The organism is Staphylococcus sp. TE8 (assembly GCF_000692055.1).
Classification (GTDB): domain Bacteria; phylum Bacillota; class Bacilli; order Staphylococcales; family Staphylococcaceae; genus Staphylococcus; species Staphylococcus capitis.
Window position 1 is genome coordinate 934810 of the sequence record NZ_JMGB01000001.1, and the last position, 20879, is coordinate 955688.

21 protein-coding genes and 1 riboswitch are annotated in these 20879 nt (G+C 32.7%); of the genes, 6 read left to right on the top strand and 15 right to left on the bottom strand.

Going from position 1 to position 20879, the window contains the following annotated elements:
• The first annotated feature begins 104 nt into the window (after nucleotides 1-104).
• The gene (locus tag CM54_RS04360) at nucleotides 105-353 is read left to right on the top strand and encodes a ferredoxin (protein ID WP_002433578.1); all 249 of its coding nucleotides are present in this window, start codon (nucleotides 105-107) and stop codon (nucleotides 351-353) included.
• Nucleotides 354-501: 148 nt separating this feature from the next.
• Here CM54_RS04360 and CM54_RS04365 read toward each other — a convergent pair whose 3' ends face one another.
• From CM54_RS04365 to CM54_RS04390, 6 genes are all read right to left on the bottom strand, one after another.
• On the bottom strand, nucleotides 502-1041 hold the full coding sequence (locus CM54_RS04365) for an ECF transporter S component (RefSeq protein WP_023350233.1): 540 nt from the start codon (nucleotides 1039-1041) through the stop codon (nucleotides 502-504).
• Between the two features lie 62 nt (nucleotides 1042-1103).
• A riboswitch (FMN riboswitch) is annotated at nucleotides 1104-1253 on the bottom strand.
• 315 nt (nucleotides 1254-1568) lie between these two features.
• Nucleotides 1569-3335, bottom strand: coding sequence for an ATP-binding protein (locus CM54_RS04370; protein WP_037549197.1), 1767 nt, complete (start codon nucleotides 3333-3335; stop codon nucleotides 1569-1571).
• Nucleotides 3319-4044, bottom strand: a complete 726-nt coding sequence (locus CM54_RS04375) for a response regulator transcription factor (protein WP_002433904.1) — start codon at nucleotides 4042-4044, stop codon at nucleotides 3319-3321. The genes CM54_RS04370 and CM54_RS04375 overlap by 17 nt, the downstream gene beginning before the upstream one ends.
• Before the next feature lie 135 nt (nucleotides 4045-4179).
• Nucleotides 4180-4917 (bottom strand): pseudouridine synthase, encoded by a 738-nt coding sequence (locus CM54_RS04380; protein WP_002433632.1) that lies wholly within the window; start codon nucleotides 4915-4917, stop codon nucleotides 4180-4182.
• Nucleotides 4910-5452, bottom strand: a complete 543-nt coding sequence (scpB, locus tag CM54_RS04385; protein WP_002453300.1) for an SMC-Scp complex subunit ScpB — start codon at nucleotides 5450-5452, stop codon at nucleotides 4910-4912. The genes CM54_RS04380 and scpB overlap by 8 nt, the downstream gene beginning before the upstream one ends.
• Entirely contained in the window at nucleotides 5445-6176 is a 732-nt protein-coding gene (locus CM54_RS04390) for a segregation and condensation protein A (RefSeq protein WP_002433782.1), read from the bottom strand. The genes scpB and CM54_RS04390 overlap by 8 nt, the downstream gene beginning before the upstream one ends.
• 97 nt (nucleotides 6177-6273) lie before the next feature.
• Between CM54_RS04390 and CM54_RS04395 the strand changes: the two genes are divergently transcribed.
• Entirely contained in the window at nucleotides 6274-6807 is a 534-nt protein-coding gene (locus CM54_RS04395; RefSeq protein ID WP_037549199.1) for a DUF309 domain-containing protein, read from the top strand.
• A gap of 52 nt (nucleotides 6808-6859) precedes the next feature.
• Here the strand turns inward: CM54_RS04395 and xerD are convergent, their stop codons facing one another.
• From xerD to CM54_RS04410, 3 genes are all read right to left on the bottom strand, one after another.
• Nucleotides 6860-7747: a site-specific tyrosine recombinase XerD gene (gene xerD, locus CM54_RS04400; protein ID WP_002433630.1), complete on the bottom strand. Its 888-nt coding sequence runs from the start codon at nucleotides 7745-7747 to the stop codon at nucleotides 6860-6862.
• An 88-nt stretch (nucleotides 7748-7835) separates the two neighbouring features.
• Nucleotides 7836-8285, bottom strand: a complete 450-nt coding sequence (gene fur / locus CM54_RS04405; RefSeq protein ID WP_002433885.1) for a ferric iron uptake transcriptional regulator — start codon at nucleotides 8283-8285, stop codon at nucleotides 7836-7838.
• 104 nt (nucleotides 8286-8389) lie between these two features.
• Nucleotides 8390-8932: an NUDIX domain-containing protein gene (locus tag CM54_RS04410; protein ID WP_002433666.1), complete on the bottom strand. Its 543-nt coding sequence runs from the start codon at nucleotides 8930-8932 to the stop codon at nucleotides 8390-8392.
• 82 nt (nucleotides 8933-9014) lie between these two features.
• Here CM54_RS04410 and CM54_RS04415 point away from each other — a divergent pair, with 82 nt between their 5' ends.
• On the top strand, nucleotides 9015-9923 hold the full coding sequence (locus CM54_RS04415; protein WP_037549202.1) for an aldo/keto reductase: 909 nt from the start codon (nucleotides 9015-9017) through the stop codon (nucleotides 9921-9923).
• 182 nt (nucleotides 9924-10105) lie between these two features.
• Here CM54_RS04415 and CM54_RS04420 read toward each other — a convergent pair whose 3' ends face one another.
• On the bottom strand, nucleotides 10106-10348 hold the full coding sequence (locus CM54_RS04420; RefSeq protein ID WP_037549204.1) for a hypothetical protein: 243 nt from the start codon (nucleotides 10346-10348) through the stop codon (nucleotides 10106-10108).
• A gap of 54 nt (nucleotides 10349-10402) precedes the next feature.
• Nucleotides 10403-11158 (bottom strand): SDR family NAD(P)-dependent oxidoreductase, encoded by a 756-nt coding sequence (locus CM54_RS04425; protein WP_037549206.1) that lies wholly within the window; start codon nucleotides 11156-11158, stop codon nucleotides 10403-10405.
• Nucleotides 11159-11324: 166 nt separating this feature from the next.
• Between CM54_RS04425 and proC the strand changes: the two genes are divergently transcribed.
• Complete coding sequence (proC, locus tag CM54_RS04430) at nucleotides 11325-12140, top strand: pyrroline-5-carboxylate reductase (RefSeq protein WP_002433940.1); 816 nt, start codon at nucleotides 11325-11327, stop codon at nucleotides 12138-12140.
• 57 nt (nucleotides 12141-12197) lie between these two features.
• Here the strand turns inward: proC and rnz are convergent, their stop codons facing one another.
• A complete protein-coding gene (gene rnz, locus CM54_RS04435) occupies nucleotides 12198-13118 on the bottom strand; it encodes a ribonuclease Z (RefSeq protein WP_023350224.1) in 921 nt (306 codons plus the stop codon).
• A 407-nt stretch (nucleotides 13119-13525) separates the two neighbouring features.
• On the opposite strand from rnz, the gene zwf reads away from it, so the two are divergent.
• Complete coding sequence (gene zwf / locus CM54_RS04440) at nucleotides 13526-15010, top strand: glucose-6-phosphate dehydrogenase (RefSeq protein WP_002433925.1); 1485 nt, start codon at nucleotides 13526-13528, stop codon at nucleotides 15008-15010.
• Between the two features lie 254 nt (nucleotides 15011-15264).
• Complete coding sequence (locus CM54_RS04445; RefSeq protein WP_002433855.1) at nucleotides 15265-16140, top strand: AraC family transcriptional regulator; 876 nt, start codon at nucleotides 15265-15267, stop codon at nucleotides 16138-16140.
• Nucleotides 16141-16244: 104 nt separating this feature from the next.
• Here the strand turns inward: CM54_RS04445 and CM54_RS04450 are convergent, their stop codons facing one another.
• From CM54_RS04450 to CM54_RS04460, 3 genes are all read right to left on the bottom strand, one after another.
• Entirely contained in the window at nucleotides 16245-17897 is a 1653-nt protein-coding gene (locus CM54_RS04450; RefSeq protein ID WP_037549208.1) for a glycoside hydrolase family 13 protein, read from the bottom strand.
• Between the two features lie 210 nt (nucleotides 17898-18107).
• The gene (gene gndA, locus CM54_RS04455; RefSeq protein ID WP_037549211.1) at nucleotides 18108-19514 is read right to left on the bottom strand and encodes an NADP-dependent phosphogluconate dehydrogenase; all 1407 of its coding nucleotides are present in this window, start codon (nucleotides 19512-19514) and stop codon (nucleotides 18108-18110) included.
• A 78-nt stretch (nucleotides 19515-19592) separates the two neighbouring features.
• Entirely contained in the window at nucleotides 19593-20717 is a 1125-nt protein-coding gene (locus CM54_RS04460) for a M20/M25/M40 family metallo-hydrolase (RefSeq protein ID WP_037549213.1), read from the bottom strand.
• Between the last annotated feature and the right edge of the window lie 162 nt (nucleotides 20718-20879).

Below are 20879 nucleotides of genomic sequence, written 5' to 3' on the forward strand. Positions count from 1 at the left end.
AACCCTCACTCTATAAAACGAATATATTGAAATGAAAAATGTCGATGTCTACAATTGTATTAGTAATACTAGTGTAGCATTTTTATCAAAGGAGGCGAATGAAAATGGCTAAATATACAATCGTTGATATGGATACTTGTATAGCATGCGGTGCATGTGGTGCAGCAGCTCCAGATATTTATGATTACGACGACGAAGGTATTGCTTTCGTAATCCTTGATGATAACCAAGGTACTGCTGAAGTGCCTGAAGAGTTATACGAAGATATGGAAGATGCACTAGAAGGTTGTCCTACTGATTCAATTAAAATTGAAGACGAACCATTTGATGGTGACGCGCTTAAATTTGAATAATAAATTGACTCGAATTCTTAATTATAATTGTTAGGAATTCGAGTTTTTATTTTTGATTACTACTTGCCTCATTTTTATTTAAGAATGATATCAAAAACGCTCTTGATACTAAGATATTTTGAGATAACTTAGTATCAAGAGCATTTATTTATTTTAAAATATTTTTTAGTCTTTTATATAGTAAAACAAAGATAATTGAAATGATGATACCTTTGATAATATTAAACGGTATTACACCGGAGACAATTACAATTTTAAGATTCTTAACGACATCTCCTAAATTAAATATCATTCCATATAATGGAAGTAATACAAAGTAATTTAAGATACTAAGTACAATAGTCATTACAATCGTACCAACTATTAGACCATAAATTAAAGTGCGTGTTGAGCGTTTGTTTTTATATACATAATAAGCTGATAATAAGAAACTTGCCCCGGCTAAAAAGTTTGCTACAGGCCCAACAGGGTCTCCCATGTTAAATAAAAAGTTTAAGATATTTTTAATGAATGCGACAATAATACCTGCAATGGGACCTAATAAAAAAGTAGCAAGTAACGTTGGCACATCACTAAAATCTAACGTTAAGTATGGTGGTAAGAATGGTAGCGGAAACTTTATAAATGTTAATACAAACGCAACCGCACTTAACATACTTATAGTTATAAGACGTTTATTTTGTTGCATATTTAATTTTCTCCTTCCATTCATCTTGCTTAGAAAAGGAGGAAATTTGCACAACAAAAAACCTCCATCTTCTCCCATCCAGACTATACTGTCGGCTTCAGAATCTCACTGAATCAAGAAATAATATGACAACTACGTGTGTTATCGAATTATTTCGTCGCAGGCTTAAATTTACTGCCGGTTGGGAATTGCACCCGACCCCGAAGATGAATATTGATAATGTTTTTATTTAATTTTTATATTACACGATAAAGGTGATAAACTCAATGACTCTGCTTTCTTATTAAAAAATAAAATCGTTAGTATAAAGTACTTAGTTATTTATTATCAAAAAGATATTCGATCAATATAAAAGTGCTTCCTTTCATCAAATCATTCAATTGACCTAATTTTCTATAAACCGAAGATGAAACTTTATCATTGATGTGAAGTTAGAACATATTAGAAACACAAAAATGCACCCCAAAAGTTAGAGTAAATCTCCAACTTAATGAGATGCACATCGAATTTGTATTTTAAAATTTTGTTTACTCTGCTACATTATTTTTAGGTTGAGGGAGCTTAATTATAAATGTGGTACCTTTACCGAGCTCACTTTTTACTTCAATTTGTCCACCATGCTCTTCAATAATCATCTTACAAATAAAGAGACCTAAACCAGTTCCCTGCTTACCACGTTTACGTGAGGCATCCACTTTATAGAAGCGGTCAAACACTTGTTGTAAATGTTCTGGAGCAATACCTGTACCTGTATCGCTAATATATAAAATATTATATTGCTCATCTTTACTTGCAGTTACTGCAATTGTGTCACCTGGTTGTGTATATCTTGATGCATTATCAATGAGATTAGTTAAAACTTGATCCATTCGATCCATGTCATAATCCCATAGAAGATGATCATTGCCAGAGTTAAATTCCATCGTTAATCCTAAATCGTCTGCTTGCATACGGTATTTAGCTTTCATTTTATCTAAAAGATTTTTTATTGGTTGTACTTCTTTCTCAACCGATAGACCTTCAGCATCCATTCGTGCAACATTTAATAATTCATTAACTAGACGATTTAATCGCTTAGATTCATCTAATACAACACCAAGCGAATCACGAATTTCATCTGGTTCAGTGACTATACCATCAACAATTGATTCTGTATAACCTTGTAATAAGGAAATGGGTGTGCGTAATTCATGGGATACATTGGCGATAAAGTCTTTTTTCATTTGATCTAAATTATGTTCATTTGTCATATCACGAATAATCACTACAATACCACTTCTGCCATTCGGCTGAATACGATTGATATAACTTGTGATAAAGACGTAATAACGCGTACTAATTTCTATTTCGAGAAATTCAGTTCCTTTGGATTCAAAAGTTTTTTCGATTTGTTGTTCAATTGATTCTTTTGAAAAATCATCAATAAAATGGATGATATCATCAGCCATTTTATTAGAAAAGATAACGACTCTTTGATCGTTTATACCTAATACACCTTCGACCATGGAGTTTAATAAACTGTCACGAATACTTTTAGATGATGATAAAGCGTCAATATGTTCTTGAATCTCGTAATTCATATTATTGAAAGCTCTTGATAAGTCGCCAATTTCATCTTTAGTAGATACGGAAGATATTTGACTATAATCACCTTCAGAAACTTTTTGTGCTTGTGTCTTTAATTGTCTCAAGGGTTTCGTAATTCTGTTCGATAAGAAGAATGCAAATACTGTACTAGCTGCTATAACTATAATTGCAGTAATCAAAATGATAATAGTTATAGCATTATTTGTATCTTCAATAGATTTTAAGTCTTTATAAATAAACACGCCACTATGCTTACTACTAGCATCTTCTTGTGGTTTCATTGGATAACCTAATAGTATATATGATTGTGTATTACCGTTATTTTTAATTGTGACGTTTTGAGTTTCAAATTCGCCGTTATTGAAGACTCTTTTAAATTTAGGGCTCTTTTTAATTTCATTGAGCATTTGAGTTTTCGTATTATTATATGATGCGTGTGGTTTATCATTAAAATTATTCATAATGATTAAACCACCAGGACCATCTACAAGTTTTTGGCTGTTTTGGATAGCAAGTGATTTATTGTGAGATTTCTCAACGAGTGAACTAATTCTTTTGGCATCTTCTTTAATAGAATTTTCAGTTTCTTGCGTAAAATAATATTGAATAAAGGTAATTAAGGATACACTTAATAAAATTAAAACTGTCGCTACTATTAAAATAATAGTTAACCACAGTTTTATAACTACGCTATTTAGTCGGTTCATCACTGGCTTTGACCTCGAACTTATAGCCTACACCCCAAACAGTTTGAATCATTTGAGCTGCATCGTTAGATACACGATTTAATTTCTCTCTTAAACGTTTTACATGTGTATCTACTGTTCGCAAGTCGCCATAAAATTCATAATGCCATACTTCTTTAAGTAATTGTTCACGATCGAACACCTTATTAGGTGTCTTAGCTAGATATATGAGTAATTCATATTCTTTAGGTGTTAAATTCACTTGCTCGTTATCTGCAAGTACTCTATGTGCATCATTATCAATCACTAAATGATTGAATTCAATAATATCACGTGCATGTGGTTCGCTTTGTTCTGAGTTTGCAGATTGAGTACGTCTTAATAAAGCTTTAACTCTTAATACAACTTCTCTAGGTGAAAAAGGCTTAACAATATAGTCATCGGCACCGGATTCAAATCCTTCAACTCGGTTAGTTTCTTCTCCTTTTGCCGTAAGCATAATAATAGGTGTATCTTTGTGTTCTCTTAGTTTAGATGCGACTTCTATACCATCCATTTCTGGTAGCATTAAATCTAAAAGAATGCACGCATAGTTATTATCCATCGCAAGCTGATAAGCTTCCTTACCATCACTAGCTTCATGGATTTCAAAAGATTCTCTTTCTAAGTATAATTTAAGCAATCTTCTGATTCTGTCTTCATCATCAACGATTAAAATTTCGTTAGCCATATTACTTTTTACCTCCTACACATGCTGTTCAAATTCATTTGTTATTATAGCACAGGTTGAACATATTAAGTGACTGATAGTTAAAACTATGTGAAAAAAATCTCAATCTTATTGGTAAAAACATATTTTTTGTGTTTATTTACCATTTTCTGCTAAATGTCTTAACGTTTTCACCTCATGAGGGGTCAACACACGACCTTCTCCGGCATTTAAACCTTTCAAGTCTAAAGGACCAAATTGAATACGTGTTAATTTATTCACTTCATGACCAAAATATTCAAACATACGGCGCACTTGACGATTTCTACCTTCACTAATAGTAATTTCGACTAATGTAGTGTTTTTCTCTTTATCTTGTCTTTTTATTTTTACTTGAGCCGGTTGAGTAAAACCATCTTCTAATTCAATGCCTTGTTCTAATTCTTTAACTTGTTCTCTCATTAAATAGCCTTTTAATTTAGCAACATATTTCTTTTTAATGTGATAACGTGGATGAGTCATTAAGTTAGTGAATTCTCCGTCGTTTGTTAACAATAAAACACCTGATGTATCATAATCTAAACGTCCAACTGGATATATACGAGTTTCAATATCTTCAAAATAATCTGTCACAACTTTACGACCACGATCATCAGATACACTCGTAATAACTTGAGTAGGTTTATAAAATAAGATATACATTTTATCTTCTTGTTCTATTTTAATGCCCTCTACTTCAACTGTGTCTGAGTGAGACACTTTTGTTCCTAATTCAGTCACAACTTGTCCATTTACTTTGACTTTTCCTTCGGTTATGAGTGTTTCAGCTTTGCGTCGTGATGTATAACCACTATTCGCAATTCTTTTTTGTAGTCTCTCTAATTCTTTACTCATTTGAATCTCCTTTTTGATTAACTAAATTACTAAAGAATTCATCCATTTCAGCATCATCCTCTTCAGTCGTTGGTAATGACTCAAGACTTTCTATACCAAATACATTTAAAAATAAATCGGTAGTTATTAAATGATGACTTCTAGAATGATCGACCTCTTTAGCTTCTACTAAACCTCTAGCTATAAGTGTTTTAACAGCGCCATCGGAATTAATCCCTCTTATCATTTCTATATCGCTACGAGTGAGTGGTTGATTATAAGCGATAATAGAAAGTGTCTCCATAGCTGCCTGAGATAACTTCATTTTAGATTTTTGTTCAATAAGCTGTTCAATATAAGACGATGCGTCTTTTTTCGTTGTTAAAACATATGTTGTACCAAATTTTTGGATAACCAAACCAGGAGATTGATAGGTATCGATTAACTGGTCGAGTTCATTTTCATTCAACTCCAAAATTTCCAATAATTGCTTCTGCTCTAATCCTTCATCACCAGAAGTATATAATAAAGCCTCTAATATTCCTTGGTTATCCAATGTTGTAATTCACTCCTCTAATAATATCGATGTCCTCAAATTGATTGTTTTGATTAATATTGACGATACCAGATTTAGACATTTCTAATATAGCTAGAAAATGTGTTACTACTTGTTCTACTGGTTCGTGGAAAGTAAATAAACTAAAGAAATTAAATGATTCGTGCTCTTTTAGACGATTTGTAACTTGTTCGGTTGCTTGTTGTATTGTAAATGTCTCTTTTTTAATTTCTACAGATTTAGGAGTATTGAGTTCTACTCTATTTTTAACTCTTTGATAAGCTACGATGAGTTCTGTTAAATCTATAGTCTGATTTGGATCCCATGATTCATCAGTTTCCAAATGCGATAAATCAGTAGGATACTTCGTATAATAAAGTTCTCGTTGATCTTTCATATCATTAAGTATTTCAGTATATTCTTTATAGTTTTGATATTCGATTAAACGCCCTACTAAATCTTCACGGGGATCTTCTTCAATGTCATCTTCTACACTCGTTTGAGGTAGCAATAATTTACTTTTAATCATTAAAAGTTCAGAAGCCATGACTAAATATTCACTAGCGATATTAATTTCAAGTTGATTCATCGCATGAACATATTGCATATATTGCTCAGTTAAAGCTTTCATGGGAATATCATAAATATCTATTTCAAATTTCTGTATTAAATGCAATAACAAGTCTAATGGTCCGTTAAACGCATCTAGTTTTACTTCATACATCCTATCTACCTCAATCTCGTGTTGCATCTTTAGTGCATATTTCACACAAATATTATAGCATGAATACATATAACTTTTAAATTTTGGGTGGATTGCCATGGATGACGCGTTAATTCATTTCTATTATCAATTTCATAAGCATCAACATTATTTTTTATGTCATGATATTTTAGAAGAAGCTTGGAAATTAAATCCCTCTTTCTCTAAAAGTGACGCGGTAGTGAGTTTAATACTATTTGCCACAGCTTGTTATCATTACCGACGTGATAATATTAAAGGTGCTTTAAAATCATATAAAAAGTCACTGTCTGTTATTAAACAAGCAAAAGATAAAACTCAATTACATTTAAATATAGATGAGTATCAAAGCATGATTTTACATCAAATAAATTCTATTAAAGATCATCATGCATTTGTACCTGTCAAACTACCTATACACACATCATTTGAGAAAGTTATTAAACGTGTATATCAAGATTACAGTTTTACTCAATTTGTAATATCAGAGCCTTACATTGTTCATCATCATATAAAACGTGATCGAACAGAAGTTATACAAGCCCGTGAAGAAGCAAGACAATTACGTCGTTCACATACTCAACGTCCTTATAATACATTAAAAGACCAATAAACGTATGATAGCTACATTAAATCACTACGTTTATTGGTCTTTTAAATTACAATTAAGCTCTAGGATGAAATTGATTATACATTTTTCGAATTTGAGATTTTGATACATGTGTATATAATTGTGTCGTAGATATATCAGAATGGCCTAACATTTCCTGGACAGCCCTTAAATCAGCGCCATTTTCAAGTAGATGTGTAGCAAAGGAATGTCTTAACGTGTGAGGTGTTAATGTCTTATTAATGTTCGCTTTAATACCATTCTGTTTAATCATCTTCCATATACCTTGTCGTGATAAAGGTTTGCCATGCATATTAAGAAATAATACATGTGTGACAGTTTGTTTTAATAATTGAGGGCGAACTGTTTCAATGTATGTAGTTAAATACTCAATAACAGCATCACCTAAAGGAACAATACGTTCTTTATTTCCTTTACCAAAAACTCTGACAAACCCCATCATTAAATTGACATCTTCGACTTCTAATTGAATAATTTCAGAAACGCGCATACCTGTAGCATATAAAAGCTCTAACATCGTCCGATCACGATAACCATTATTCTTACTCAAATCTGGTGTTTCTAATAAATCCAAAACTTCCTGAACCTCTAATACGTCAGGTAGTTTCTTTTCGTATTTTGGCGTTTCAATTAACACTGTCGGATCTTTCGCTGCATATCTTTCTCTTAATGCGAACTGATGAAAGCTTCTAATTGTAGATATAAAACGTGCAAGTGATTTTGAGGATTGACCCAAATCTATTAAATGACCTAGGCACTCTTGAATCACTTGACGATCCACGAAATCAATATGGGAAATTTTTCTTTCTTCAAGATATTCTTCATATTTTTTTAGATCCCTACGATAAGCGCCAATGGTATTACTACTCAAACCCTTCTCGATTTGAATAAAATTCAAATATTCTTCAATGATTGTATTCATATAAGCACCTCTATTGAAGCGGTGGCTTCTTTAAACTTATTAGATTGCGTTAGAATTTTTAAGTATATTTGTGAAAATAAACCCCAAATTAGCCTTTACCTTTCGCTTGGCAATCAGAACAAACGCCATGGAAAGTTAAACGATGGTCAAGTATTTTAAAGTTAAATTCATTTTCAACACGATTTTCAACTTCAGGTAGTAAATCTTCATCAATTTCATCTACCTTACCACATTCCATGCATACAAGATGATGATGGAAATGTTTAGCCCCTTCTTTACGTAAATCGAAACGAGCTACTCCGTCACCAAAGTTTATTTTATCAACGACTTTGAGTTCAGCTAACAACTCTAAGGTTCTGTATACCGTAGCTAAACCAATTTCAGGCGCTTTATCTTTCACTTTTAAATACACATCTTCAGCACTAAGATGATCTTTTTCATTCTCTATTAAAACTCTAACTGTAGCCTCTCGTTGTGGAGTTAATTTATAAGATGATTGTTGTAATTGTTGCTTCACGCGATTGAGACGTTCTTCCACGGAAGCCTCACTCCTCTACTAAGAATTATAATCATTTTAATTTAATCTATGATTCACTAAATAAAATATCAATATTCTCAATAAAAAGCAAGAGTTTACGCTAGTTATTTAGAATGATTATAATTTAATAATAGGTGCTGTAGAGCGATAATTGTTTTAGCATCCTCGAGTTCCTTATTTTCTAACATAGATTTTACATTCTCAATAGATACCTTATGTAGTTCTACAAATTCGTCATCATCTAAATTCATTTCACCTTCAGACAACTGATCTGTAAAATAAATTGATAATTTCTCACTTGAAAAACCTGGAGATCCATACATATCTGTTACAAATTCTAGATTTGAAGCAATATATCCTGTCTCCTCTTGTAATTCACGTTTCGCAGCTTCTTCACGCTCTTCACCTTTTTCAAGTTTGCCTGCTGGTATTTCAAGCAAAGGTTTTTCAGCTGGCTTTCTAAATTGTTTAACTAATAGGACTTCGTCTTCAGGTGTTACTGCACACACTGCTACGGCACCATTATGATAAACTAATTCACGTTTAGATGTACTGCCGTCGGGTAATTCAACATCATGTAGTTCTAGGTCAATAATTTTTCCATTGTAAATGACTGTGCGGTCAATCGTTTTTTCGTTTAATCTCATATGTAAACACGTCCCTTTTATTTATATTTATAAATTGATAAACTGAATGCGTCAGTTAAAGTGTATCGAAAGGAGAATGGACATGCAAAAAAATATTTTAAAAAGTGGCATCGAAATTTCTGAACTTGGTTTGGGGTGCATGAGTTTAGGTACAGATTTTAATAAAGCGCAACCTATCATTGAAAGTGCAATCGAACAGGGTATTACATATTTTGATACTGCAGATATGTATGATCAAGGAATTAATGAGGAAATTGTAGGAAAAGCTTTAAAGAAATATCAAAATCGTGATGACATCGTAATCGGTACGAAAGTCGGCAATCGACTAACTGACGATGGAAACGTAACATGGGATCCCTCTAAAAAACACATTAAAGAAGGTGTGAAAGGATCTTTAAAACGTTTAGGACTAGACCATTTAGATTTATATCAATTGCATGGTGGAACAATTGATGATCCACTAGATGAAACTATCGGTGCTTTTGATGAATTAAAACAAGAAGGTATTATTAGAGCTTATGGTATTTCATCCATCCGTCCAAACGTTATTGATTACTATTTAAAACATAGTCAAATCGAAACTTTAATGTCTCAATTTAATTTAATAGATAATAGACCTGAAAGTCTTTTAGATACTATTCATGAGCAACAAGTTAAAGTGTTAGCGCGTGGACCAGTGTTTAAGGGATTATTAACCTCTAATAGTGTCGATGCATTAGATAAAAAGTTTGAAGATGGTATTTTTGAATATACTCGTGATGAGTTAGGTGAAACCATTGCATCAGTTAAAGAAATTGAAAGTAATTTAAGTGCCCTTTCATTTAAATATTTAACTTCTCATGATGCTCTTGGTTCAATCATCGTCGGCGCAAGTAGTGTAGAACAAATAGAAGAAAATGTGCGTAACTATTATAAGGATGTAAGTTTAGATCAAATTAAATCTGCGCGTGAACGTGTGAAGAATTTAGAATATACTCAACATCTAAAATAATGTATAAGAGAGTTTAAAATATAAAAGCTTTAAGATGATTTCAACATACTTGAAATGGTCTTAAAGCTTATTTTTGTTTACTCTGAAGCGAAAGTAGTATGAGTAGTCTCATTATAGATTTCTTGAAACCAATAAACATGTTCTTAATAAAAAGCCACCCATCTCAAAATAAGTTTCGGTGATTAAAATTGTTTGATGTAAACATGGTTCTTTTGAGTCGTCTTCGCATTCACTTCTATTCCAAGAATCTGATGTTGAATTACAAGTTGATAAAATTTTGCCTCAATATATTCAATTTCAGCATCACTGAGCGTGTTATAAAATTCAGTACCAACTAAATATTCTAAAGTAAAAATCTTATTAATTGGTAGTCGTTTAGAATTAGCGATTGCTTTATTAATAATACCATCGATGCTACATATCATTTTTAGACCACCCTTTTAAAAGGACTTATAGCAAGCCTGCTTCATAATTAATTACTATTCTTTGTTTTTAAATAAATTCGGTAAACATTTTTCCAGTGTTCTAGGTGCAAGTTGATATAATTTTAAAATATTATGCATCCAACCAGGTTGATTGATTTCTTTTTTATTCTTTAAAATTCCTAAAATGATGCGCTCGGCAAGTTGCTCAGCATCAATCATTATAAGTTTATATTTATTAAAAAAAGCAAGTGACGGGTCTGCCTTTTTATGAAATGGTGTATCGATAGGTCCAGGATGTACTGCCATAATATGAAATTCAGGTTCTTCTAATCTTAATGCGTTAAGAACGGCAGTCAATGCAGCTTTTGAAGCGCCATAGTGTGCCGCGTTAGCTTGCGTAACAAAGGCCGCTTGACTTGAAATGCCGATAATATGTGCATGTTTTACTAACTTTGGTCGTAGAATTTGGTACATTAAATTAAAACTTACGAGATTAACGTCATATGTTTCAATGACTTCGTCTAAAGTATGGTTATTAATGGATTTAAAATAACCTAAACCTGAACTGTATATGAAACCATTGACTGGCGCTTTTATTTTTTCTGAGAGTTGGTAAATATCTTCTCGTTGTTGTAAGTCACATTGAATGACATTTATATTTTTAGAATGACTTCTGAAATCAATTTGATTAAATTTAGAAATGTTTCTAGCTAAAACAGTGACATGAGCGCCTCTTTTAAGAAGTTGGTGAACGAGGGATAATCCAAGACCACTTGTTCCTCCTGTCACGATATAATGTTGTCCTATCATATTTAACATCCTTTTTGTACTAACAATGCATTTTATAAGGAAAATGAAGCAATATCATGCGTTTATACGAGTTATATTACTTCTTATAGATATGTGTTACTATGTATTTATAATCTTAAGGCAATATAAATGATTAATCAAAAGAGATGAAGGTGATGTGGTTAAAATGAAACTTGTATTCTATGGTGCAGGTAATATGGCACAAGCTATTTTTACAGGAATTATTAATTCTAATAATTTAGATCCCAATGACATTTATTTAACAAATAAATCAAATGAACAAGCTCTGAAAGATTTCGCGGAAAGATTGGGAGTTAATTATAGTTATGACGATAAAGAATTATTGAAAAATGCTGACTACGTTTTTCTTGGAACGAAGCCACATGATTTTGAAGCATTAGCAGAAAGAATTAAAGATGATATTACTGATGATAATCGCTTTATTTCTATTATGGCTGGCCTATCGATTGATTATATTAGACAGCAATTAGATACGAATAACCCATTAGCACGTATTATGCCAAATACTAATGCGCAAGTGGGACATTCTGTAACAGGAATTAGCTTTTCAAATAATTTTGGACCTAAATCTAAAGATGAAGTTAATGAATTAATTAACGCATTTGGATCGGTTATAGAGGTTTCTGAAGATCATTTACATCAAGTGACTGCGATTACAGGTAGTGGTCCTGCATTTTTATATCATGTATTTGAGCAGTATGTTAAGGCAGGTACTGAACTAGGATTAGAAAGAGATCAAGTAGAAGAATCTATTCGTAATTTAATTATCGGGACAAGCAAGATGATAGAACGCTCTGATTTAAGTATGGAACAATTAAGAAAGAATATTACTTCTAAAGGTGGAACTACTCAAGCAGGCTTAGATGCCCTATCTCAATATGATATTGTATCAATGTTTGAAGACTGTTTAAGTTCTGCTGTTAATCGTAGTGTAGAATTATCAAATAAAGAATCTGAATAAATAAGCTAAAACGCTTTTTCCCTTTCCCGGCTTGAAGGGTAAGGAAAAAAGCGTTTTTTATATTTTATATGTCTCGAAATCTTTAACGAAATAAAATTGTGGAATCTGAGATTGATTGTTAATTTCTTTATAAATAGATTCTACATCTTCTAAGTTGTATCGATTGCTAATATGAGTAATAAGACTTTTACCAACATTAGCGTTCTTAATCAATTGAAAAACATCATCTATGTGGCTGTGATGATAATTGTTGGCAAGTGTCTTTTCCCCTTCTATATAAGTAGCTTCGTGTACCATGACATCTGCATTTTTAGCTAATACATATTCATTATCACAAGGTTTCGTATCTCCAAATATAGCAATGATTGGGCCAGGTTTCGCTTCTCCTTTAAAGTCATCAGATTGGTATATCAAACCATTATGTTCAAATGTATCTTGTATTTTTACTTCTTGATATTTTGGACCAGGTTCTAACCCAATGGCTTTTAGAGCTTCAACATTAATTGTTCCTGGTGTGGTTGGTGCTTCTATACGATAGCCATAAGATGTAATACCATGATTTAACACTTCTGCTTGTACCGTAAAACCCTCATGATGATATGTAAATTGTTGATTAATTTCGATATATGTAATTGGGTAATTAAGATGTGATTCCGATAACTTTAAAGACGTTTCAATATAATTTTGAATTCCTTTAGGACCAATTAGAGTTAAAGGTTTATTCTCTCCACCTTGGAAAGAGCGACTTGTAAGTAATCCAGGAAGACCAAATATATGATCGCCATGCATATGAGTAATAAAGATGTGATCAACTTTTCCTAACTTTATTGAATGATGTAGGATTTGGTGTTGCGTTCCCTCTCCAACGTCAAATAACCATACTGAATTTGAATATGGTTCTAAATTTAAAGCGATGGATTGTGTGTTTCTCTCTTTAGTCGGTAACCCTGCACTCGTACCGAAAAATGTAACTTCCATGCATGATCCTCCTCTTCTTTCATATATTCTATCATATGTCATCATATTTTCTATATGAAGAAATAAAATATAATCAATACATTGTGTTTAATCCTTATACTTGCTAATCACTTATATGTATTTGTATGGTAAAGATATATGGTTAAATAGGATATAATCATGATATGATTTTGTTAACATTAAAACAATGTACTTCATAGTGTTAGTGCTATTGGAATAATCATTTTCGAAAAAATAAATTGTGCTTAATTTCAAGCATATTTGATGACCATAAGTAATGATTATCATATAATATAATAATCTAGTATAATGATATATTTATTAAAAATGAAAGCATTGATACTAATATAAATCGGTGAGTCAATTGATATTCATCATATATCTATTTAAGAATTGAGGTTTTGATCTTGAGTACTAAAAGTAAACACATCCCTTGTTTAATAACAATATTCGGTGCCACTGGTGACCTTAGTCACAGAAAGCTATTCCCTTCTATATTTCATTTGTTCCAACAAGATAATTTAGATGAGCATATTGCTATCATTGGTATAGGTCGTCGTGATTATTCAAATGAGGAGTTTCGTGATCAAGTTAAATCATCAATTCAGAAACATGTTAAAGACACGAATAGAATTGATGAATTTATGAATCATGTCTTCTATCATAAGACGGATGTAAGTGATGAAAGAAGTTATGAATCCTTACTACAATTTAGCAATCAATTGGATAAAGAATTAGGTTTACAAGGTAATCGTTTATTCTATTTAGCGATGGCACCTCAATTCTTTGGAGTTATCTCTGATTTCTTAAAATCATCTGGCCTTACTAATACAAAAGGTTTTAAACGATTAGTGATTGAGAAACCATTTGGTAGTGATTTAAAATCAGCGGAATCATTGAATAACCAAATTAGACGTTCATTTAAAGAAGAAGAAATTTATCGTATTGATCATTATTTAGGTAAAGATATGGTGCAAAATATTGAAGTACTACGCTTTGCGAATGCCATGTTCGAACCCCTATGGAACAACAAATACATTTCTAATATTCAAGTAACGTCTTCAGAAATTTTAGGTGTTGAAGATCGTGGTGGTTATTATGAATCAAGCGGTGCTTTAAAAGATATGGTGCAAAATCACATGCTACAAATGGTTGCCTTATTAGCGATGGAAGCACCTATTAGCTTGAACAGTGAAGATATTCGTGCTGAAAAAGTTAAAGTTCTTAAATCATTACGTCAATTTAAACCTGAAGAAGTTAGAAAGAACTTCGTACGAGGTCAATATGGTAAAGGAACTATAGAAGGTAAAGAAGTTAAGTCTTATCGTGAAGAAGATCGTGTGGCCGAGGATTCTAATACACCTACATTTGTATCAGGAAAATTAACAATTGATAACTTTAGATGGGCTGGTGTCCCTTTCTACATTAGAACTGGTAAACGCATGAAATCGAAATCGATTCAAGTTGTTGTTGAATTTAAAGAGGTTCCTATGAACTTGTATTATGAAACAGATAAATTATTAGATTCCAATTTACTAGTCATTAATATTCAACCTAATGAAGGCGTTTCGTTACATTTAAACGCTAAGAAAAATATTCAAGGCATCGATACTGAACCAGTTCAATTATCTTATGCTATGAGTGCACAAGATAAAATGAATACGGTTGATGCATATGAGAACTTGTTATTTGATTGTCTTAAAGGTGATGCTACTAACTTTACGCATTGGGAAGAATTGAAATCAACTTGGAAATTTGTAGACGCTATTCAAGATGAGTGGACTATGGTTGAACCATGCTTCCCTAACTATGAAGCGGGTACTAATGGCCCTCTTGAAAGTGATTTATTATTAAGTCGTGATGGAAATCACTGGTGGGACGATATTCATTAATTTACTGTGATAACGTAATAGATTTTTAATGATTGTTTAGAAAATAATTTAAATTTAAGTGAATGATAGCGAACTTATTTATAGTATTGCATATAAGGTGTTCTTATCTAATGAATACCTAGCAAGCTATACTTCAAGTCCGTTATTGTTCACTTTTTTGATTTTAATTTTAAAATACTAGGGCTTTCAGATGTATCTTAGGCCAAAATAATGTACAATAATGATTATGATTCAAAGTAATTGGAGTGAAAGTTTTGGACGTTATCAAGCAAATACAACAGGCAATCGTATACATTGAAGATCGTCTATTAGAGCCTTTTAATTTGCAAGAACTCAGTGATTACGTTGGTCTTTCGCCATATCATTTGGAACAATCATTCAAAATGATTGTTGGTCAATCGCCAGAACAATATGCTCGCGCTCGTAGAATGACGATTGCAGCAACAGACGTCATGCACGGCGCAAGTCGTTTAATGGATGTAGCTAAAAAGTATAGATATGCTAATTCTAATGAATTTGCTAATGACTTTAGTGATTTTCATGGCATTTCACCTATCCAAGCCTCAACAAAAAAAGATGAACTTAAATTTCAAGAAAGATTATATATAAAATTGTCAACGACAGAAAGAGCTCCGTATACATACAGGCTTCAAGAAACAGAGGATATTTCACTTGTTGGATACTCTAGGTTCATCCCTACTAAGGACTTATCTAATCCTTTTAATGTCCCTGATTTTTTAGAGGATTTATTGGTTGAGGGCCTTATTAAAGAACTTAGACGATATAATGATGTGAGTCCATATGAATTATTTGTCGTTAGTTGTCCGCTTGACCAAGGTTTAGAACTTTTCGTTGGTGTTCCTAGCGAACGTTATCCAGCTCACTTAGAAAGTAGATTCTTACCAGGACGGCACTATGCGACATTTAATTTACAAGGCGAAATTGATTACGCTACGAATGAAGCGTGGTACTATATTGAATCGAGCTTACAACTCACGTTACCTTATGAACGAAATAGTTTGTATGTTGAGGTTTATCCATTCGATATTTCATTTGACGACCCATTCACTAAAATACAATTATGGTTGCCTATTAAACAAGAAGCTTACGATTTTGATGAACTAGATTAAATTTGAAAATGACAAAAGGTAAAGTGATGTAAACTTTGAATAATACATCACTTTACCTTTTCTTTATGTGGAAGACTGTTGTTATTCGTCTTCTCACGTGGTGTTTAGACTTTAATGACAAACGCTTCATATGGCTGTATTTTGTCAAAGTCTATAACATGGCTACTATAGTTGTGAAGCATGACTTGCTGTTCATTTTCAATGAGATAAGGGACATTGAGTTTTGAAACTTGATCAGTAAGATTTCCTACTACAAGTACCTTCTTGCTATTCAATGTACGAGTATATGCAAAGAGATTAGGATTGTCTTCATCCACTAAATTAAACTGTCCATATGTGTATATTTCATCAGATTTTTTTAATTGAATTAAATCTTTATAGAATTGTAGTATTGATTGAGGATCATGGATTTGTTGTTCAACATTGATTGTTTTATAGTTAGGATTGACCGGGAACCACGGTGTGCCATTGGTAAAACCTCCGTTCGTTGATTGATCCCATTGCATAGGTGTTCTTGAATTATCACGATTTTCCATTTTATATTTATTTAAAAGCGCATTAACATCGCCACCCTGAGCTTTAACGATGTTGTATTCGTTTTTTACTGCAACGTCATTGAAGGTTTCTATACTATCAAATGGATAATTAGTCATACCTATTTCTTGCCCTTGATATATAAATGGTGTGCCTTGTTGTAAAAAGTATGTTACAGCATGACTAGTAGCAGATTCGTACCAATACTGTTTGTCATCTCCCCATGTTGATACACGACGTGGTTGGTCATGGTTTTCGATAAATAATGCATTCCAACCAACATCTTCTAAGCTTTTTTGCCAACGATTTAAAATAGTTTTGTAAGATTTTACATCAAATTTTGAATCTCCTGTACTCCATAAACCTAAGTGTTCGAATTGAAAAATCATATTAAATTTGCCTTCTTCTTCGCCAACCCATTCTTTAGCGTTATCAGGGTTTACACCATTAGCTTCACCTACTGTCATAATATCGTATTGACTTAGTGATTTGTCCTTCATTTCTTGAAGCCATGGTTGGATACCAGGTTGATTCATATCAACATCAAAGGCTGGCGCATATGATTTTCCCTTTGGCAAAGGTAAATCTCCAGCTTCAAGTGTCTTTTTGATATGAGTGATTGCATCAACTCTAAAGCCATCAATACCTTTATCAAACCACCAGTTCATCATTTCAAATACAGCATTGCGTACTTCTGGATTATCCCAATTCAAGTCGGGTTGTTTTTTACTAAATAAGTGGAAATAGTATTGGTGTGTTAATTCATCATATTCCCAAGCTGATCCATTGAAGATACTCTCCCAATTGTTAGGCTCAGAACCATCCTCTTTAGGATCTTTCCAAATGTACCACTCTCTTTTAGGGTTATCCGTACTTGATTTAGACTCTATAAACCACGGATGTTCATCTGATGTATGATTTACAACTAAATCTAAGATTAATCTCATACCTTTATGATGGACTTCTTTAAGTAAACGATCAAAATCTTCCATGGTGCCAAATTCGTCCATGATAGCTCTATAGTCGCTAATATCATAACCATTATCATCATTAGGAGATTGATACATCGGGCTTAACCAAATCACGTCGATACCTAAATCTTTAAGGTAATCTAATTTTTCGATAACACCAGGCAAATCACCGATACCATCATTGTTACTATCATTGAAACTCCTAGGATAAACTTGGTAAGCTACTGCTTCTTTCCACCATTTTCTGTTCATTTGGTTCACTCCTCATTCGTTATTGTCGTTTGTCACTCTATAAAGTGTGTTAAATTGATACTCTCTTAATATACATTTGTAGTTTAACAATTTTATAATTCTTTGTGTGCATTTATGCAAGCGCTTGCATAGATATTGTAAATAGAGCCTCACTCCTTAAAATTAAAGTTTTGAGTGAGGCTAGTATCTTTATTTATTCAATATTGATAATTATTCTTCAACCCATTGTGTGTGGAATACACCTTCACGATCTTTACGTTCATAAGTATGTGCACCGAAGTAGTCACGTTGAGCTTGAATTAAATTTGCAGGTAAGTCTTCTGAACGATAACTATCGTAGTAGTTAATACTTGCTGAGAAACCAGGTGTAGGAACGCCATTTTGAACACCTGTTGCAACAACATCACGTAGTGCATCTTGATATTCAGTTACAATATTTTTGAAGTAAGGATCTAGTAATAAGTTTTGTAATTCTGAGTTATTATCATAAGCGTCTTTAATTTTTTGTAAGAATTGAGCACGAATGATACAACCCTCTCTCCATATCATAGCTAATTCGCCCAGTTTTAAATTCCATTCATGATCTTCACTTGCTTTACGCATTTGAGCAAAACCTTGTGCATATGAACAAATTTTACTCATATATAATGCTTTGCGAATCTTTTCTAAGAATTCTTCTTTATTACCTTCAAAAGAAGCTGTAGGACCATTCAATGTTTTAGAAGCATTAACACGTTCTTGTTTAATTGATGAAATAAAACGTGCAAATACTGATTCTGTAATAATTGTCAACGGTATACCTAATTCAAGTGCATTGATTGAAGTCCACTTACCAGTACCTTTTTGCCCTGCAGTATCAAGAATTTTTTCAACTAGTGCTTCCTTATCATCGTCTAATTTTGTGAAAATATCACCAGTGATTTCGATTAGATAACTTTCTAATTCACCAGCATTCCATTCTTTAAAGGTATTAGAAATTTCTTCATGAGACATTCCTAATAAGTCTTTCATCATCGCGTAGCTCTCTGCGATAAGTTGCATGTCAGCATATTCAATTCCATTATGAACCATTTTGACGTAATGTCCTGCGCCATTTGGCCCAATATAAGTCACACATGATGCACCATCTTTAGCTTTTGCAGCGATTGCATCAAGAATATCACTTACTTTATTATATGCGTCTTCTTGGCCACCTGGCATTAATGAAGGTCCAGTTAATGCACCTACTTCTCCACCAGATACTCCCATTCCGATGAAATTAACGCCACTTTCAGCAAGTGCTTTATTACGACGGATTGTGTCTTGATAGTTTGTGTTGCCTCCGTCGATTAATATATCATCATCATCTAGTAAAGGTAATAAGCCATCAATTGTTGCATCAGTAGCAGGTCCAGCTTTGACCATTAGTAAAATTTTACGGGGCTTTTCGAGTGAATTAACAAATTCTTCTAAAGAGTAAGTTGGGTGAATTTGTTTACCTTGTGATTCTTCAATCATTTCATCTGTTTTTTGTCTTGAGCGGTTATATACTGAAACACTATATCCTCGAGATTCAATGTTCCAAGCAAGGTTTTTACCCATTACAGCTAAACCTACTACTCCTATTTGTTGTGTCATATTACTTACCTCTCTTGTTCAAAATTTTCAATAATATTGTAACATAAAACGCATATTAACAATTACTAAAAGACTGTATTATTCGCTAACAAGTTCTATAATTTTTAAAATTTGACTTGCTAACATACATAATTCTTTAGTAGCGATACGTTCAGATGTTGTGTGGATATTTTCATAACCTACTCCTAAAATAACTGAAGGAATTCCATATCTATTCATTATATTTCCATCAGAACCACCGCCAGCAATACAAGTATCACCTTTAAGTCCTAAAGCAACTGCACTTGCTATTGCATATTTAGTCACGTCTTCATGATCTTCCACCTTAAATCCTGGATAACTTGTTTCTATTTCTACATGAGCTTCACCACCAAATTCTTTAGCAGTGCTCTCAAAGGTATCTTTCATATGTTGAACTTGTACTTCAATACTTTGGTCATTGTGAGATCGTGCTTCAGCTTCAAGAACAACTTCATCAGCAACAATATTCGTTGCAGAGCCACCATGGAATTTACCAATATTTGCAGTTGTTAAATCATCGATTTGGCCTAAATTCATTCTACTAATCGCTTTAGCAGCGATATTAATCGCACTAATACCTTTAGTTGGGGTACTCGCGTGGGCCGTTTTACCTTTAATGGTAGTATAAATCTTCATTTGTGTAGGGGCACCGACAACAGTTGTACCTACCTCTTTACTTGCATCAACGGCATAACCAAAGTCTGCATCTAGTAATTGCGTATCTAATGCCTTAGCTCCCAATAAACCTGATTCTTCACCAACTGTAATGACAAATTGAATTTGTCCATGAGGTAAATTATGCTCATTTATCTGTTCGATTGTTTCGAGTATAACAGCTAAGCCTGCTTTATCATCTGCGCCTAGAATAGTTGTACCATCAGAGTAAATGTAACCATCGTCTTTCACTTGAGGTCGTATATTTACACCAGGTACTACTGTATCCATATGACTAGTGAAATAAAGCTTTGGTATCTGTTTGTTTGATAAATTACTAGGTAAAGTACATATTAGGTTGTTAGCGCCTAATCCTTCTTGTTCTGAAGCGTTATCCTCCTTGACGATTAGCCCTAGATTTTCAAATTTTTCTTTAAGTATAGGTTGAATAGTTTTTTCATAACCTGTTTCTGAATTAATTTTTACTAATTCTAGAAAAGTATTCAATATACGTTCTTTGTTAATCATGAGTGCAAGTCCCCTTTCGTATATAAATATATTTTAACTGACTTTCAAGTTTATCAAAAATAAATTGATTGCTTTTTAGAATTAAATCATATAAGGTTACGATATATAGACGTATTTAAGTCGTTGTTAAACGATTTATATAAATATACGGAGGAATTAAGA

Excerpts from the sequence above, each read along its gene's own strand:
- gndA (WP_037549211.1), bottom strand. The coding sequence starts at position 19,514 with ATGACACAACAAATAGGAGTAGTAGGTTTAGCTGTAATGGGTAAAAAC.
- CM54_RS04365 (WP_023350233.1), bottom strand. The coding sequence starts at position 1,041 with ATGCAACAAAATAAACGTCTTATAACTATAAGTATGTTAAGTGCGGTT.
- CM54_RS04425 (WP_037549206.1), bottom strand. The coding sequence starts at position 11,158 with ATGATAGGACAACATTATATCGTGACAGGAGGAACAAGTGGTCTTGGA.
- rnz (WP_023350224.1), bottom strand. The coding sequence starts at position 13,118 with ATGGAAGTTACATTTTTCGGTACGAGTGCAGGGTTACCGACTAAAGAG.
- CM54_RS04390 (WP_002433782.1), bottom strand. The coding sequence starts at position 6,176 with ATGTATGAAGTAAAACTAGATGCGTTTAACGGACCATTAGACTTGTTA.
- xerD (WP_002433630.1), bottom strand. The coding sequence starts at position 7,747 with ATGAATACAATCATTGAAGAATATTTGAATTTTATTCAAATCGAGAAG.
- CM54_RS04410 (WP_002433666.1), bottom strand. The coding sequence starts at position 8,932 with ATGAGATTAAACGAAAAAACGATTGACCGCACAGTCATTTACAATGGA.
- CM54_RS04375 (WP_002433904.1), bottom strand. The coding sequence starts at position 4,044 with ATGGCTAACGAAATTTTAATCGTTGATGATGAAGACAGAATCAGAAGA.
- CM54_RS04395 (WP_037549199.1), top strand. The coding sequence starts at position 6,274 with ATGGATGACGCGTTAATTCATTTCTATTATCAATTTCATAAGCATCAA.
- CM54_RS04380 (WP_002433632.1), bottom strand. The coding sequence starts at position 4,917 with ATGAGTAAAGAATTAGAGAGACTACAAAAAAGAATTGCGAATAGTGGT.
- CM54_RS04370 (WP_037549197.1), bottom strand. The coding sequence starts at position 3,335 with ATGAACCGACTAAATAGCGTAGTTATAAAACTGTGGTTAACTATTATT.
- CM54_RS04360 (WP_002433578.1), top strand. The coding sequence starts at position 105 with ATGGCTAAATATACAATCGTTGATATGGATACTTGTATAGCATGCGGT.
- CM54_RS04415 (WP_037549202.1), top strand. The coding sequence starts at position 9,015 with ATGCAAAAAAATATTTTAAAAAGTGGCATCGAAATTTCTGAACTTGGT.
- CM54_RS04460 (WP_037549213.1), bottom strand. The coding sequence starts at position 20,717 with ATGATTAACAAAGAACGTATATTGAATACTTTTCTAGAATTAGTAAAA.
- proC (WP_002433940.1), top strand. The coding sequence starts at position 11,325 with ATGAAACTTGTATTCTATGGTGCAGGTAATATGGCACAAGCTATTTTT.
- CM54_RS04450 (WP_037549208.1), bottom strand. The coding sequence starts at position 17,897 with ATGAACAGAAAATGGTGGAAAGAAGCAGTAGCTTACCAAGTTTATCCT.
- CM54_RS04420 (WP_037549204.1), bottom strand. The coding sequence starts at position 10,348 with ATGATATGTAGCATCGATGGTATTATTAATAAAGCAATCGCTAATTCT.